Below are 15,124 nucleotides of genomic sequence, written 5' to 3'. Positions count from 1 at the left end.
CGCCGCACTAGAAGCCGACCGTGGCCTGGAGGAGCAGGCGGTCCGCAGGACGCGGATTGCCGAGCGCGCCGTCGAGCGGCCGGGCCCAGGCGACATCGACGGCAAGCCGGCCGGGCAGCTGCCAGGTGACGCCGGCCCCGGCGGACGCCAGCGTCTCGGCGAAGCCGCCGCGGTCGCGGTTCGAGACATGGCCGACATCGACGAAGGCATAGGGCTGTGCGAACGAGCCGGCCGGCAGCGGGAAGGGCCCGAAGCGCAGGTCGATGGAACCGAGGGCGCCCTCGTCGCCGGCGACGATCGCCGGGTCGTAGCCGCGGCCGACGGTGAGGTTGCCGATCGTCAGCTCCTCGTAGGCGAGGAGCGGCTTCGAGGCGAGCTGGGCCCGGCCGCGCACGGCAAGGCTCGCCAGCTCGGCCAAGGGGACGAGCGCGCTTGCCTCGAACCGGGCGACGAAGGCATCGGCCCTGCCGTCGAGGCGGGAGAGGAAGATGTCTCCGCGCTCGCTGGCGCCAAGCGCGGGGAGACCCTGGCGGAGCTGCACCTCGCCGGCGAGCTGGCCCAGCCGCGCCCGCCCGTCGCTCCCGCCCATCCGGAAGCGCTTGACGGCCGAGGCCCGCGCGAACAGCACCCGCAGCTGATCCTCGACGATGAGCCCGAAGCCGGGCCCGGAGGTCCGCTGCGAGACGACGTCGAGCCCGCCGGCCAGCTCCACTTCTTCCATGCGGCGCTTGATGGGCGGCCACGCCACCGCCAGCGTGCCGACGACCGAGGTGGCGCGCAGGTCGAGCGGCGCCAGCGCGTCGCCGGGGCGGGTCTCGCCGTAGGAAAGGCCGCCGGAAAGCCGCAGGCCGTTGCCCCCGATCCGCAGGTCTTCCCGCAGCTGGATGACGAACTGCTCGTTGTCGGGCACGGTGCGGAAGACCGCGAGCGTCGTGCGTTCGCCAAGGGTCGTCATGCCGTTGGCGTCGAGGCGGCCGAGCAGGGCCCAGCGGCCGGTCTGGCGGCTCTGCAGGTTCTGCAGGTTCGCCGTTGCCTGGAGCGGATCGCGGTCGACCACGAGCTCGATGTCGATGGCGCCGCGCCGGCCGGAAGCGCCCGGGCGGATCACGGTGCGCAGCCGCACGCCGGGCAGCTCGGAGGCGAGCAGCAGCGCCCGCTGGGCGCGGCGCAGGTCGAACGGGTTCATGCCGCGGATCTGCGCGGCATAGCGCTCCACGCGGCGGGTGACGGGCCCGGCCACGCCCACCACCCGGACGGTCTCGACACGGGCGTCGATCACCTCGAGCCGGACTCGACCGTCGGCGATGCGCTGCTCGGGGATCTCGACCCGGGCAAGCCGGCCCTGGTCGAAGAGGGCGGCCGCGGCCCGGTCGCGGATGGTGCAGAGCGTCGCAAGCGGCACCTCGCGGCCGAGGAACTCGCCGTAGGTCGAATCGAGCACCGCCTTCAGCCGGGCTTCGACCCTGGGGTCGGGATCGGGCCGGCGGCCGGCGAAGGTGACCCCCTCGAGCCGGAAGCTGAGCGGCGAATCGCGGAACGGGCAGGCGGCGGGGAGGGGTGGGGCGAAGAGATCGGCGCGATCGACGGGCGTCTCGGAGCGCCGGGCCGGGTCGAGAATCTCGGGCGGCGGCAGCTGCGGGAGGGGAGGGGTGGGGAGCTGGCCTGCCGCAGGCACCGCCAGACATATGGCAAGCCCGGCAGCTGCCACGGTTGGAACGCGCGCGGGCCCAGCACCAGCTCCGCCTGCTTCGGTGCTCGCGGCCTGTGCCTTGCTCCGCATGCCTCCCCCCGCTGCGGCCTTCGGCCGGGCGGAGCGGCAACGCCAGCCCAGTTACGCCCTCCCCGAAACCGGGCCGCAACCAGATTCTTAGCGGCAACCTGGCGGCAGGACAAGAAAAGCTGCAGCCGCTCCGGATGGAGGCAGCCTTGCTGCCGGGCCGCCGCGCGCGTAGCGTGCCCCGGAACGAGCAGCGGGCGGGGGACGGGAAGGCCGATGGGCCGCCATGAGCCGGACCGGATGGCGGGCGCTCCGAGGCGCAGGACCGGGCGTCTCCTGCGCGGCTGGCTGGACTTTGCGCTGCTGGCGGCGCTCGCTGCTGCCTCTTCGCTTCCGGGTCTTGGCGAGCGGCCTGCCCGCGCCCAGGTCCACGAGGGCGTCGCAAGCTGCGCCGGCTCCACCTGTCACGGGCGGCAGGCGCCGACTGGCGCCACCGTCCGGCAGAACGAGCTCCAGACCTGGCAGGACCCGTCAGGCCCCGCTGGCGCGCACGCCCGCGCCTGGCGGGTGCTGCTCGCGCCGGAAAGCCGGCGCATGGCGAAGCGGCTCGGCCTGGCCGCTGCCGAGCAGGCGCCCCAGTGCCTTTCCTGCCACGCCGATTTCGTGCCGGCGGCGCGACGCGGGCCAAGGTTCCGGATCGAGGACGGGGTGGGGTGCGAGGCCTGCCACGGCGGCTCCGGCGCCCGGCCCGACGGCTCGCCCGGCTGGCTGGCGAGCCATGCCGCCGTGGGCGCGAGCCATCGCGCGAACGTCCGGGCCGGCCTGTTTCCCGCCGACGATCCCGTCGCCCGCGCCGGCCTGTGCCTCGACTGCCACTTCGGGAGCGACCGGCCCGACCAGTTCGTGAGCCACCGGCTCATGGCCGCCGGCCACCCGCGCCTCGTCTTCGAGCTCGATCTCTTCACCGCGCTCCAGCAGCATCACGACGAGGATGCCGACTATCGCGAACGCAAGCCCGCCTTCTCCGGCCTCAGGGCCTGGGCGGTGGGCCAGGCGCTGGCCTCGGCGCGCCAGCTCCGCCTGTTCGCGCGGCGGGGCTCCGACGGCGCCTGGCCGGAGTTCGTCTTCTTCGACTGCCGCAGCTGCCACCGTCCGATCAGCGATGCACGCGGCGCCAAGCCGCTTGCGCGGGCCGAGCAATGGCGCCCGCTTCCGTCCGGCTTTCCCGCCTTTGCTGACGAGAACCTGCTCCTGCTCGATGCAGCCGCCCGCGTGCTCGCACCGCCGGCTGCTGCCGAGGTCGCGGAGCGCTCTGCCGCCTTCCACCGCGCCTTCGCCGAGAACCGCCCGGCCGCCGATCGCGCCGCCCTCGCCCTTGCCGACAGCGCCGAGCGGCTCGCCCGCGACCTTGCCGCGCGCGCGCTCGACCCGGCGGCTGCGCTCCGGATCGTTGCCGCGATCACCGACGCGCGGCATCTCGCCCGCGTCTCCGACTACCAGGGCGGGGCCCAGACCCTGATGGCGATCGAGACGCTTGTCGCTGCGCTTGCCCGCGATGGCCTGGTCTCCGAGACCCGCGCCCGGGCGCTGCGGCCCGGGCTCGACGAAGCGCACGCGCTCCTGCGCGATGCCAACCGCTGGGACGCGGAGGCCTTCCACCGGGCGATGCTCCGCCTCGGCGCGGCCGCGCGGGCGATGCTGTGAGGCGGGCCATCCCGAGGGTGGCGAGCCTCGCGCTCCTCGCCCTCCTCGCTGCCTGCGGCGGCCCGCCGGCGCCGTCGCCCGGCCAGGCGCCGTCCGCCGGCCCGCCAGCCGCGCCGCCCGCTCCCCCGGGGCCGCCGGCACCGCCACGGCTGTTCGCCGACCCGGCGCCCGAGGCGCTGACCGAGGCGGACGTGCGCCGCATCGTCGCCCAGGCGGCCGGCGAGGCGCGGGCACGGTCGCTTCCGGTCGTGATTGCCGTCGTCGACCGGGTCGGGAATGTCCTTGCCGTGTTCCGCATGGCGGGCGCGCGGGCGACAGCCCGCACCCGGCCGGGCCCTGGCGGCAACTTCGACGCGCAGGGGATCGAGGTGCCCGCCGAGGCGGCCGCGATCGCCAAGGCGATCACCGGGGCCTATCTCTCCTCGGCCGGAAACGCCTTCTCCACCCGCACGGCGAGCATGATCGTGCAGCAGCATTTCCCGCCCTCGGCGCTCGCCCGCGGCCTCGAGTCGGGACCGCTGTTCGGAGTCCAGTTCAGCCAGCTCCCCTGCTCGGACATCGTGACGCGCTTCGCAGCCGGTCCCTTCGCGCGGATCGGCCCCAGGCGCTCCCCGCTCGGGCTCGCTGCCGACCCGGGCGGCTTCCCGCTCTACAAGGCCGGCGTGGTGGTCGGCGGCATCGGCGTGATGGGCGATGGCGACTATGGCTTCGACGCCGAGGTGCGCGACGTCGACACCGACGACGAGGAGCTGATCGCCCTTGCCGGCACCCATGGTTTTGCCGCGCCCCGCGAGATCGAGGCCGACCGGGTCTCGGTCGATGGCACGAGCTTGCGGTTCCGCGACCGGGGCATCGAGGCGTTGCGCGCCGACCCCTCGGTCGCGCCACCGCTCGAGGCCTTCCCCGGCGCGCTGGTGGCCGTGCCCGGCTACACCGACGGGGCGCTTCGGGCCGGCACGGCCTATGGCACCGAGGACTCGGGCGTGCGGCGTGCGCGGCCCGACGAAAGCGCCAGCCCGGACCAGTATGTCCTCTCCGACGGCACCGGGCTCCGGCGGTTCGCGCCGGCGGCCGGGCGCGACGGCGGGCTCACTGCAGCCGAGGTGGCTGCACTCCTCGACTCCGCCTTCGACGTGATGGCCCGGGCCCGCGGGCAGATCCGCCGACCGCTCGAGAGCCGCGCCCAGGTCTCGATCGCCGTGGTCGACTCGAGCGGTCGAGTCCTCGGGCTGGTGCGGTCGCCCGACGCGCCGGTCTTCGGGATCGACGTCGCCGTGCAGAAGGCGCGCAGCGCCGCCTTCCTCTCCTCGGCCGCCGCCGCGGCCGACCTCCTCGCCCACCCGAGCCCGGCGGTGCGCGCGACGGTTGCCGCCACGCGCGCCTTCCTCGCCGACCCGGCGGCACTGACGGGCCGCCAGGCCCTTTCCGCCCGCGCGATCGGGAATCTCGCAAGACCCCATTTCCCCGATGGCGAGGTGGGGCGGCCTCCGGGCCCGCTCGGCCGGGCGATCGACAGCTTCTCCCCGTTTGCCAACGGCCTCCAGTCGGCGCTCGTCACCGGCGACATCGCCGCCCATCTCGGCTTTCTCGCCGGCGCGGGCGCGGACCCGCCGCCGGGCTGCAGCGGCCTGCCGCCTGCCGACGGTCCCCGCGGCCGGCTGGCGAACGGGCTCCAGATCTTCCCCGGCGGCGTGCCGCTCTACAAGGAGGGCCGCCTCGTCGGCGGCATCGGCGTCTCCGGCGATGGCATCGACCAGGACGACATGATCGCCTTCCTCGGGACCGATGGCATCGTCGCCTCGACTGCGGTCAGGAACGCCGCGCCCGAGATCCGCTCCGACCGGATCGAGGTTGCGCTCGACGATGGCCGGCGGGTGCGGCTGCGCTGGATTGTCTGCCCCTTCGCCCCCTTCCTTGGCGATGCCGCGCAGAATGTGTGCGCCGGGCGCTAGGGCAATGCGGCTGCTCCTCCCGCTGCTGCTCCTCCCCGCCGCTGCCGCGGCAGCGCAGGCGCCTTCGCCCGCCGCCCCGCCCGGCGAGCCCGCGGTCGAGCGGCGCGTGCCCGGAATCCGCCCCGACCTGCCGCCCCCCGAGCCGCCGACCGACAACCCCGGCGCGGTTCCGCCGCCCGAGGCCTGGCCAGCGGACCATCTGCCCGTGCCCGATCGCTGGCGCATCCTCGACAGCCTCGAGGCCTGGAAGATCCCCTATTTCCGCGACGTCCTCGGGGTGCGCCGGCAGCGTGCGCTCGACCCCTACAACCAGAATGTGCTGAAAGGCGACAAGCCGCTTCCCGGCACGACCGACTGGTTCCTGCTGCTCGGCGCCATCTCGGATACGGTCGTCGAGCCCCGCTCCTTCCCGATCCCGGTCGGCATCCAGACGAGCGAGCGGCCCGGCGAGCTCGACGTCTTCGGCCGCACGCAATCCACCGTGGTCGCCCAGACCCTCCTCGTCTCGGCCTCGCTGTTCCAGGGCTCGACCCTCTTCAAGCCGGTGGAGCAGGAGCTGAAGGCGGCGCTCGCCCTCCAGTTCAACCATGTGCGCGTGCCCGAGCGGCGGGTGCTGAGGGTTGCGCCCAGCCTGCCTCCGGAGCGGTCGGACGCCTTCGTCGGCGTGCAGGAGCTGTTCTACGACCGCCACCTGCGCGATGTTTCCGACCGCTACGACTTCGACTCGGTGCGCATCGGCATCCAGCCCTTCACCGCCGACTTCCGCGGCTTCCTCTTCCAGGACAATCCGCTCGGGATCCGCCTCTTCGGCACGCGCGACGACAACCGGGTCCAGTACAATCTCGCCGCCTTCGTGCGGCTGGAGAAGGACACCAACTCCGGCCTCAACGCCCTCCTGCGGCCCCTGCGGCGGGACTATGTGCTGGCCGCCAACCTCTACCGGCAGGACCTGCCCTTTCCGGCGCTCACCTCGCAGCTTGTCGTGCTGTGGAACCTGAACCGCGAGGCCGGCGACATCCAGGTCGACACCAACGGCTTTCCCGTCCGCCCGGCGCTTATCGGCAATCTGCGCGGCCGGGACTATGACGCGGTCTACCTCGGCGCCAATGCCGACGGCCGGATCGGCCGGCTGAACCTCACCGCCTCGGCCTATCTCCTCCTGGGCGAAGAGCGGAACAGCGTCTTCACCGGCGAGAGGGCGCTGATCCGCGCCGGCTTCCTCGCCGCCGAGCCATCGATGGACTTCGACTGGGTCCGCCTGCGCGGCAGCCTCCTGTTCGCAACCGGCGACGGCGACCCCTTCGACGACACCCACCATGGTTTCGACGCCGTGTTCGAGAACCCGCTCTTTGCCGGCGCCGACACCAGCTACTGGATCCGCCAGACCATTCCCTTTGCCGGCGGCGGGCGGGCCGTTGCCGTGAACGGGCGCAACGGCATCCTGAACGCGCTGCGCTCGTCGAAAGAGCAGGGCCAGTCGAACTTCGTGAACCCCGGCACCATCCTTCTCGGCGCCGGCGCCGACCTCGACCTCACGCCCACCCTCCGCCTCTCGGGCAACGCCAATCACCTGCGCTTCCACTGCACCGCCGTGCTCGAGACGCTGCGCCAGCAGGGCGGGATCGCGCCCGCGATCGGCTATGATCTTTCCACCGCGGCGGTCTGGCGCCCCTTCATGCACCAGAACATCGTGGTGCGCGGCTCGGCGGCCATGCTCGTGCCGGGCCGGGGCTTCCGCCAGCTGTTCGTGGCCGAGAACCGGGCGAAGCGCTTCGCTTCCGTCCTTCTCAATCTCGTGCTTTCCTACTGACATGCGGCGCCTGATTCCGGTCATCGTCGCCCTGGTCGGCGCGGTGCCTGCCGCCCCCCTCCCCGCTGCCGAAGCCGAGCGGCCGGTCGCGCGGACCTATGCGCCAGCGCCGCCTGCGCCGAAGAGCCAGAGCTGGGCGGAAGCCGACGCCAAGTCCGCCGGCTGCCAGAGCTGCCACCGCGCGACCGACCATCGCACCATGCACGCCTCGCCTGCCGTGGTGCTGGGCTGCACCGACTGCCACGGCGGCAATGCCGCAGTCCATGCCGAGGCCGGCGCGCAGCCGGGCACCCGCGCCTTCCTCGCAACGCTCGAGCGCGCGCACGTGCTGCCCCGCTATCCGAAGGCGTGGAACTGGCCGTCGTCGGCCAACCCGAAGCGGACCTACGCGCTTCTGAACCGCGAGGCACCCGAATTCGTCCGCTTCGTCAACCCCTCGGACTATCGCGCCGCCCGCGCGGCCTGCGGCGCCTGCCACCTGCCGATCATCGAGGCGGCCGAGCGCTCGCTCATGGCCACCGGCGCGATGCTCTGGGGCGGGGCCGCCTACAACAACGGAATCCTGCCCTTCAAGCGCTACCTCCTGGGCGAAGCCTACACGCCCGATGGCAGGCCGGCGCGGATCGTCTCGCCGGGCCCGCTCACCGAGGCGGCGCGCCGGCGCGGCGTGCTGGAAGCGCTCTACCCGCTTCCCACCTGGCATGTGGTGCCGCCGGCCGACGTCTTCCGCGTCTTCGAGCGCGGCGGGCGCAACATCAACACGAACTTCCCCGAGGTCGGCCTCCCGAACGTGCTCGGCCAGATCCAGCGCCTCGAGGAGCCGGGACGGCCCGACATCCGCCAGTCGAACCGGGGGCCCGGCACCGGCCAGCGCGTCGCCATCCCCGTGCTCAACATCCACAAGACGCGCCTCAACGACCCCTTCACCTGGTTCATGGGCACCAACGACCAGCCCGGCGACTATCGCCACTCGGGCTGCGCGGCCTGCCATGTGGTCTATGCGAACGACCGCGAGCCGCGCCATTCGCTCAGCTTCGCCCGCCATGGCCGCGACGGCGAGACGGCGACTGCCGACCCGATGATCCCGCGCGGGGAGAGCGGCCACCCCATCGCCCACGCCTTCACCCGCGCGATCCCGACAAGCCAGTGCATGAACTGCCACATGCACCAGCCCAACATCTTCCTGAATTCCTACCTCGGCTACACGATGTGGGACTATGAGGCGGACGCGCCCGCCATGTGGCCCGAGAAGCAGGCCTATCCGGACGCCGCGGCGATGCGGAAGGTGCTCGACCGCAACCCGGAAGGGGCGGCCGTGCGTGGCAGATGGGCCGATCTCGACTTCCTGCGTAACGTCTACGATCTGAACCCAAAGCTGCAGCACACCCAGTTCGCCGACTATCACGGCCACGGCTGGAACTTCCGCGCCATCCTGAAGCGCGACCGCGAGGGCCACCTGCTCGACGCCGAAGGGAACCGGGTGGACCCGGCCGATCCCGAGCGCTGGCGGCGCGCCGGCGAGGGGAAGTTCGTCCCCGCCGGGGTGAACCCGGGCAAGACGGTCCACCTGATGGACATCCACGCCGAGGTCGGCATGCAGTGCGCCGACTGCCACTTCGCCCAGGACAGCCACGGCACCGGCAACATCCATGGCGAGGTGGCCGACGCGGTCGAGATCGCCTGCAGGGACTGCCACGGCACTGCCGATGCCTACCCGACGCTGCGCACCTCGAACGTCGCCGCGCGGCCCGGCGGCACCGACCTTTCCCTGCTGCGCAACCCGGATGGCCAGCGCCGCTTCGAATGGGTGGTGGAGGATGGCCGGCGGGTGCTGCTGCAGCGTTCGATCGTCGACCCCGGGCTCGTCTGGCGGGTGAGCCTTGTAAAGGACTCGGTCGATCCGGCCGCGCCGGGCTTCAACCTGAAGGCGGCGCGCGCGAAGCTGATGGCCCGCTCGGGCGCCGAGACCGGGCGCTACCTCTTCGGCCCGGGCGTCGCGCCGTCCGAGCGCGCGCACCGCGACGAGGCGATGACCTGCTACACCTGCCACCTCGCCTGGACCACGAGCTGCGGCGGCTGCCACCTGCCGATCGAGGCCAACTGGAAGACGCAGGTGCACCGCTACGAGGGCAAGACCACGCGCAACTGGGCGAGCTACAACCCGCAGGTCGCGCGCGACGAGATGTTCCAGCTCGGCATCCACCAGACGTCCAAGGGGAACGTCATCGCTCCCGTCCGCTCGTCATCGGCGCTGGTGCTCACCTCCACCAACGCCAACCGCGAGCGCATCTACGTCCAGCAGCCGCCCATCTCGGCAATCGGCTTCTCGTCCCAGGCCTTCGCCCCGCACTTCCCGCACACCGTCAGGAAGACCGAGACCAAGACCTGCACCGACTGCCACCTGTCTTCCGCCGACGACAACAATGCCTGGATGGCGCAGCTCCTGCTCCAGGGCACCAACTACGTGAACTTCGTCGGCCTCTACGCCTATGCCGGCGGCGAGGGCGGCATCTCCGCCATTCGGGTCACCGAATTCTCCGAGCCGCAGGCGGTGCTCGGCTCCTACCTCCACCGCTACGCCTACCCGGATTACTATCGCTGGTTCGTCGAACGGCAGGGCCGGGAGCTGAAGACCGCGCGGCGCGGGCGGGCGGTGATGGGCTCCTTCTGGAACGCGCGCGATTCGGCCGAGGAGTTCCGCAACATCGACAAGGGCACCGCCGGCGCGGTCGGCTGCCTGCAGCACCGGGGCGAGTGGCTGTTCGCCGCCGAGGCGAAGGCGGGCCTCAGGGTCTATGACATCGCCAGCGTCGCCAACAAGGGCGTCTCCGAGCCGATCCTGACCGGCCCCTTCTCCCGCCTCGGCCACGACACGCTGGTGCCCTCGCGCCACGCCACCTGCGTCGCGCTTCCCACCAACCAGCCGGTGGCACCCACCCGCAACACGCCCGAGATGCGCGAGCTGAACGCCGAGCAGCCCTTTCACCCCATCTACCACTATGCCGCGGTCTCGGATGCCGAGGAGGGGCTTATCCTCGTCAATGTCGACACGCTGGTCGACCGCGAGCCGCGCAACAACCGGCTGCGCCGCGCCGTCACCTGGAACCCGGGCGGGCTGCTCCGCGGCGCCCGGCACGTGATGCTCGCCGGCTCCATCGCCTATGTCGCGGCCGACGCCGGGCTCGTCGTCGTCGACCTCTCGGATCCGCTCTCGCCGCGCCATGCCGCGACCGTTCCGCTGCCGGAGGTGCGCGCCTCGGCGCTCCAGTTCCGCTACCTCTTCGCCACCACCGCGCGCGGGCTCGAGGTGCTGGACGCAACCGATCTTCGCAACCCCAGGCCGGTGCCGGGCGCCGTCGTGCCGCTCCCTGATGCGAGGCGCGTCTATGTCGCGCGCACCTATGCCTATGTGGCCGCCGGCCGCGACGGTCTCGTCATCGTGAACGCAACCAACCCCGAGCGGCCGCGCGTCCACATGGCGGTCACGCTCGACGGGCGGATGGACGATGCTTCGGACGTGATCGTCGCCTCCACCAATGCGTCGGCCTTCGCCTATGTCGCCGACGGCCGCAATGGCCTCAAGGTCCTCCAGCTCACCTCGCCCGACAGCCAGCCCAACTTCTACGGCTTCGCGCCCGCGCCCGTGCCCGAGCTCATCGCCTTCGCCCGCACGCCCTGGCCGCTCCGGGCCGTCTCCAAGGGGCTCGACCGCGACCGGGCGGTGGACGAGACGGGCGGGCAGATCGCCGTCTTCGGCCGCTACGGCTCGCGCCCCTTCACGGCTGAGGAGATGCGCCGCTTCTACCTGAACCGCGAGGGCCGGGTCTGGAAGGTCTCCGACCGGGCCGACATGGCCGACTGGGTGGGTCCCCGCCCGCCGCTCCGCGTAGCCGGACGCTGAGCTTCGGGGCGCCGGGCGGCCTGCCGCGCGTGCCGCGCCCACGAAGGAGTGCGGCGCTCAGACCACCCCATAGGCCAGCATCGCATCCGCCACCTTCTTGAAGCCGGCGATGTTGGCGCCCTTCACATAGTCCACATGGCCGTCGGCCTCGGTCCCCCATTTCACGCAGCGGTCGTGGATTCCCTTCATGATGTCCTTGAGCAGCTGCTGTAGCTGCTCCTCGCTCCAGCTGATGCGGGCCGAATTCTGCGCCATCTCGAGCCCCGAGACGGCGACGCCGCCAGCATTGGCCGCCTTGCCGGGCGCGAACAGCACGCGGGACGCCTTCAGATAGTGGGTGGCCCCGAGCGTCGTCGGCATGTTGGCGCCCTCGACGACGGCGATGCAGCCATTGGCCACCAGCCGCTTCGCGTCGTCCTCGTCGAGCTCGTTCTGGGTGGCGCAGGGGATGGCGACGTCACAGGGCACGCCCCAGGGGCGCTCGCCTTCGTGGTAGCTGGCGGCGGGGAAGGCCTCGGCGAACTCGGCGATGCGGCCGCGGCGCACCGTCTTCAGATCTTTCACCCAGTCGATCTGCTCCTGGGTGAAGCCGCCGGGCACATGGATGAAGCCGTCGGAGTCGGAGAGCGTCACCGGCTTCGCCCCCAGCTGCACCAGCTTCTCGGCGGCGTGGGTTGCGACATTGCCCGAGCCGGAGATGGTGCAGACCAGCCCGGCGATGCCCTGGCCCCGGTGGGCGAGCATGTTCTCGAGGAAGTAGACGGCGCCATAGCCGGTCGCCTCGGTGCGGATGAGCGAGCCGCCGAACTCGAGGCCCTTGCCGGTCAGCACGCCGGTGAACTGGTTGGTGATCCGCTTGTACTGGCCGAACATGTAGCCGATCTCGCGCGCGCCGACGCCGATGTCGCCGGCGGGCACGTCGACGTCCGCCCCCACGTGCCGGTAGAGCTCGGTCATGAAGCTCTGGCAGAAGCGCATCACCTCGCGGTCCGACTTGCCGCGGGGGTTGAAGTTGGCCCCGCCCTTGGCGCCGCCCATGGGCAGGCCGGTCAGCGCATTCTTGAACGTCTGCTCGAAGGCGAGGAACTTGAGGACGGATTCGGTGACGGAGGGGTGGAAGCGCAGTCCGCCCTTGTAGGGGCCGATGGCGTTGTTGTTCTGGACCCGCCAGCCGCGCTGGACGCGAATGTTGCCCCGGTCATCCTCCCAGCAGACGCGGAAGGAGACGACGCGGTCGGGTTCGGCGATCCGGCGGAGGATCTGCTCGGCGTGATATTCCTCGTGGCTTTCGAAGAAGTCGTAGATGTCTTCCGCCACTTCCTGCACGGCCTGCACGAATTCCGGCTGGCCGGGGTTGCGCCGCCTGACCCCGTCCATGAAGCCGGCCAGATCGACATGATCGCCTCGGGCCATCGCGTGGCTCCTTCCCTTTTCCCCAGTACGGCAGCATAGGCGCGAATTGCAGCCACGACCACGGGGACATTTCGTGTCTCCGGCAGGCGGCGTTCGGCCTGCCGGTGTGACGAGGGCCGACGCCTTCCACCCTGTCGCGGTCCGAACGCAGCCGCAGCGCCTGCCGGCCATCGGCTTTGGGCTCGTGAAGCTCGGTTGCACCGAAGGCGGCGCAGGTCATCCGAATGACGCAAGTTCCGGGCAGTTTCGCATTCTGCCTGAGCTGCGGCGGGTAGGGCGCCTGCCCGACGAAAAGCCTCTCGGCCGCCGGTCGATGCGGGAAAGGGGCAGTCTTCGATCCCGCCGGGAAATGCCATGCCTCCGTGCAACGGCCTGAAGGCACGCCCGATTTCCGGGCTTTTTCGCAGATCGACAAGGAATGCCGGACGTTCGACCCAGGCGGTCTGCCGCGACGCCGGCGTGACATGTCCTGGCGGAGTCGGAGGGATTCGCATCACGCGGATTTCTTGCGACTCGCCAATGGGTTGCTGCCCCGCCCTCGAACTTCCCCCACAAATTCCTCCACAGTCGGCAGAGGTTTGGCGAATCAATCCGACAGTCAGAGTCAACTTGGATTCGGCTTCCATCAATACCGGGCCGTCTGAACACCCTGTCCGGGACGGGAAGACGCACGGAGATCGTTTCAGCTGGCAGGCCGGCTGCCCTCCCGCGCCTTGAGCTCGAACTTCCGCGCGCCCGGCGCGCGCAGACCCCTTCTAATGGGTTCAGAAGGTCTCACAAGCGGCTGGTGCTAGCCCAGGCTCGCGCTTGTCCGGCTCTTTGCCTTGGCGTCCAGTGGTGGTTTTCAGACTGGATCCCCGGGATGAAAATACATTGATCATGCGCATACAAAGTGCTCAAATTTGGAAAGGAGATCTTCATGACCAGCCCGCAGCCATCGCCTTGCTCCGGACACACGCGACGTATCGCGACCAGCGTTTCCCTTCCTGCGGCCCTTGTCGCGGAAGCGCGCGCACTCGAGATCAATATCTTTCGCGCCTGTGAGGAGGGCCTGAAGGCCAGCGTTACCGGGGCCCGGCGCGCCGCTGGCTGGCCGAGAACCGCGACGCGCTCGACAGTTCCAATGCCTGGGTCGAGGCGCATGGCCTGCCGCTGGCGTCCAAGCGCCGCTTCTGATGGCGCGCTTCGACGTGTTTGCTCGGGCGGACGCGGCACGCGGATATCTGCTCGACTGCCAGGCCGATCTGTTGTCCCATGTCAACACCCGCTTCGTCGTTCCGCTCTTGCCGCTTGACGCCGCGCCCAGGCCTGCCGCACGTGGTGGTCACGCAGTTTGCCGCTGCCGTGCTGACCAGGGAACTTGGCGAAAAGGTCACGTCGCTCAGCGATCAGGGCACAGCCATCACCAATGCGCTCGATATGCTCATCTCAGGCGTATGATCGGCAGAAAGGAGGCCGCATGTGGTCAGGCAGCTTGCGATGCCTTTTTTGGCCAAAGCGGGCATGACGTAGAGCAGGCCGGAACGGTTGGGCGGTTCTGAGAGATCCATCCTTTGTTCGCGATACAACTCGTGGCCGTCCGTCTAAAGTCGTTTATGCCTCGCCCATTCAAGGCCTTCCGGATATAATTGAAGAGATGACGACCGCGCGCCACATCATCAGCCTGCTGAGAAGCCATATCGAGGGGGACGAAGATCGTTTCCTGTCAACCGCTATGCAGCTCGCGGCGCATGAAGCTAGGCACGGGCACGGCAAGCTCGCCCAAGAGCTGAAGAACCTCGTCGACGAGGCGAAGACCCGCGGATCGGGCATCGAGCGTCGGCGGAATCCCGTCCCGATGGTTCAGCCTAAGGGTGAGCTGGCCGCACTGTTGAGCGCCCGCTACCCGACCGAACGCCTCGCTGACATGGTGCTTCCCCAAGCGCTCGGAGAGCGGTTGGAGCGGGTGCTCGTCGAGCAGCGCCAACAGGAGCGGCTGAGGGACCACGGCCTGCGGCCCCGGCGCAAGCTGCTGCTGGTGGGCCCGCCGGGTTCGGGCAAGACGATGACCGCGGCCGCGCTCGCCGGCGAGCTTAAGGTGCCGCTATTCACGGTTGTCCTCGATGGGCTCATTACGAAGTTCATGGGCGAGACGGCGGGAAAGCTTCGCCTCGTGTTCGACGCAATGGCTGGCACACGAGGCGTCTACTTTTTCGACGAGTTCGATGCGATTGGTGCCCGCCGGAGCGAGCGGCAGGATGTCGGTGAGATACGGCGGGTGCTCAACTCCTTTCTGCAGTTCCTCGAGCAGGATGACAGCCAAGGGCTGGTGATCGCCGCCACCAATCACCCCAAGCTCCTCGATACGGCGCTGTTCCGTCGTTTCGACGACGTAATCGAGTACGCTAACCCCGATGTCCCGTTGATCGAGCGGTTGCTCCGTGCGCGCTTGGGTGGCTTTGATACGCGGGGGCTGCAATGGTCAGCCGCCGCCGAGGCAGCGCTCGATCTGTCGCAGGCCGAGGTGGTGCGTGCCGCAGAGGACGCCGCCAAAGCCACAATCCTGGCCGGCGAGAAGCGAGTCACGTCCCAGGTGCTGCTCGGTGCTATCGAGGAACGCCGGAGGGCGTCGCTTAGCGGTTAGTGGG

Annotated in this window: 8 protein-coding genes and 2 pseudogenes; 8 read left to right on the top strand and 2 right to left on the bottom strand. The window is 70.6% G+C overall.

What is annotated here, in order from left to right; translation table 11 throughout:
- Positions 1 to 7 precede the first annotated feature (7 nt).
- On the bottom strand, positions 8 to 1,708 hold the full coding sequence (locus tag H3H34_RS08950) for a ShlB/FhaC/HecB family hemolysin secretion/activation protein (RefSeq protein WP_194744954.1): 1,701 nt from the start codon (positions 1,706 to 1,708) through the stop codon (positions 8 to 10).
- A gap of 285 nt (positions 1,709 to 1,993) precedes the next feature.
- Here H3H34_RS08950 and H3H34_RS08945 point away from each other — a divergent pair, with 285 nt between their 5' ends.
- Genes H3H34_RS08945 through H3H34_RS08930 form a run of 4 tightly spaced genes read left to right on the top strand, consistent with a single transcriptional unit; the run spans position 1,994 to position 11,084 of the window.
- A complete protein-coding gene (locus H3H34_RS08945) occupies positions 1,994 to 3,421 on the top strand; it encodes a cytochrome c family protein (RefSeq protein WP_235945634.1) in 1,428 nt (475 codons plus the stop codon).
- A 17-nt stretch (positions 3,422 to 3,438) separates the two neighbouring features.
- Complete coding sequence (locus tag H3H34_RS08940; protein ID WP_328831708.1) at positions 3,439 to 5,373, top strand: heme-binding protein; 1,935 nt, start codon at positions 3,439 to 3,441, stop codon at positions 5,371 to 5,373.
- A gap of 4 nt (positions 5,374 to 5,377) precedes the next feature.
- Complete coding sequence (locus H3H34_RS08935; RefSeq protein ID WP_235945632.1) at positions 5,378 to 7,183, top strand: hypothetical protein; 1,806 nt, start codon at positions 5,378 to 5,380, stop codon at positions 7,181 to 7,183.
- A gap of 1 nt (position 7,184) precedes the next feature.
- Positions 7,185 to 11,084: a hypothetical protein gene (locus tag H3H34_RS08930; protein ID WP_194744952.1), complete on the top strand. Its 3,900-nt coding sequence runs from the start codon at positions 7,185 to 7,187 to the stop codon at positions 11,082 to 11,084.
- 57 nt (positions 11,085 to 11,141) lie between these two features.
- Here the strand turns inward: H3H34_RS08930 and gdhA are convergent, their stop codons facing one another.
- Positions 11,142 to 12,497 (bottom strand): NADP-specific glutamate dehydrogenase, encoded by a 1,356-nt coding sequence (gene gdhA, locus H3H34_RS08925; RefSeq protein WP_194744951.1) that lies wholly within the window; start codon positions 12,495 to 12,497, stop codon positions 11,142 to 11,144.
- A 919-nt stretch (positions 12,498 to 13,416) separates the two neighbouring features.
- On the opposite strand from gdhA, the pseudogene H3H34_RS14160 reads away from it, so the two are divergent.
- From H3H34_RS14160 to H3H34_RS08910, 4 genes and pseudogenes are all read left to right on the top strand, one after another.
- Positions 13,417 to 13,673 (top strand): annotated as a pseudogene (locus H3H34_RS14160) (type II toxin-antitoxin system CcdA family antitoxin).
- Positions 13,673 to 13,744 (top strand): annotated as a pseudogene (locus H3H34_RS14155) (hypothetical protein); the annotation flags it as partial. The pseudogenes H3H34_RS14160 and H3H34_RS14155, both read left to right, overlap by 1 nt.
- Before the next feature lie 43 nt (positions 13,745 to 13,787).
- The gene (locus H3H34_RS14150) at positions 13,788 to 13,937 is read left to right on the top strand and encodes a CcdB family protein (protein ID WP_408033953.1); all 150 of its coding nucleotides are present in this window, start codon (positions 13,788 to 13,790) and stop codon (positions 13,935 to 13,937) included.
- Between the two features lie 196 nt (positions 13,938 to 14,133).
- Positions 14,134 to 15,120 carry an AAA family ATPase gene (locus H3H34_RS08910; protein WP_194744950.1) on the top strand — a complete coding sequence of 329 codons (987 nt, stop codon included), beginning with the start codon at positions 14,134 to 14,136 and terminating at the stop codon, positions 15,118 to 15,120.
- The last annotated feature ends 4 nt before the right edge of the window (positions 15,121 to 15,124 follow it).

This window comes from Thermaurantiacus tibetensis (assembly GCF_015354055.1).
Classification (GTDB): Bacteria; Pseudomonadota; Alphaproteobacteria; order Sphingomonadales; family Sphingomonadaceae; genus Thermaurantiacus; species Thermaurantiacus tibetensis.
Note: the sequence above shows the minus strand (reverse complement) of the source record. Positions and strands in the feature narration are given on the sequence as shown.

Coding starts and splice junctions, on each gene's coding strand:
- H3H34_RS08945 (WP_235945634.1), top strand. CDS start 1,994: ATGGGCCGCCATGAGCCGGACCGGATGGCGGGCGCTCCGAGGCGCAGG.
- H3H34_RS08935 (WP_235945632.1), top strand. CDS start 5,378: ATGCGGCTGCTCCTCCCGCTGCTGCTCCTCCCCGCCGCTGCCGCGGCA.
- H3H34_RS08930 (WP_194744952.1), top strand. CDS start 7,185: ATGCGGCGCCTGATTCCGGTCATCGTCGCCCTGGTCGGCGCGGTGCCT.
- gdhA (WP_194744951.1), bottom strand. CDS start 12,497: ATGGCCCGAGGCGATCATGTCGATCTGGCCGGCTTCATGGACGGGGTC.
- H3H34_RS08910 (WP_194744950.1), top strand. CDS start 14,134: ATGACGACCGCGCGCCACATCATCAGCCTGCTGAGAAGCCATATCGAG.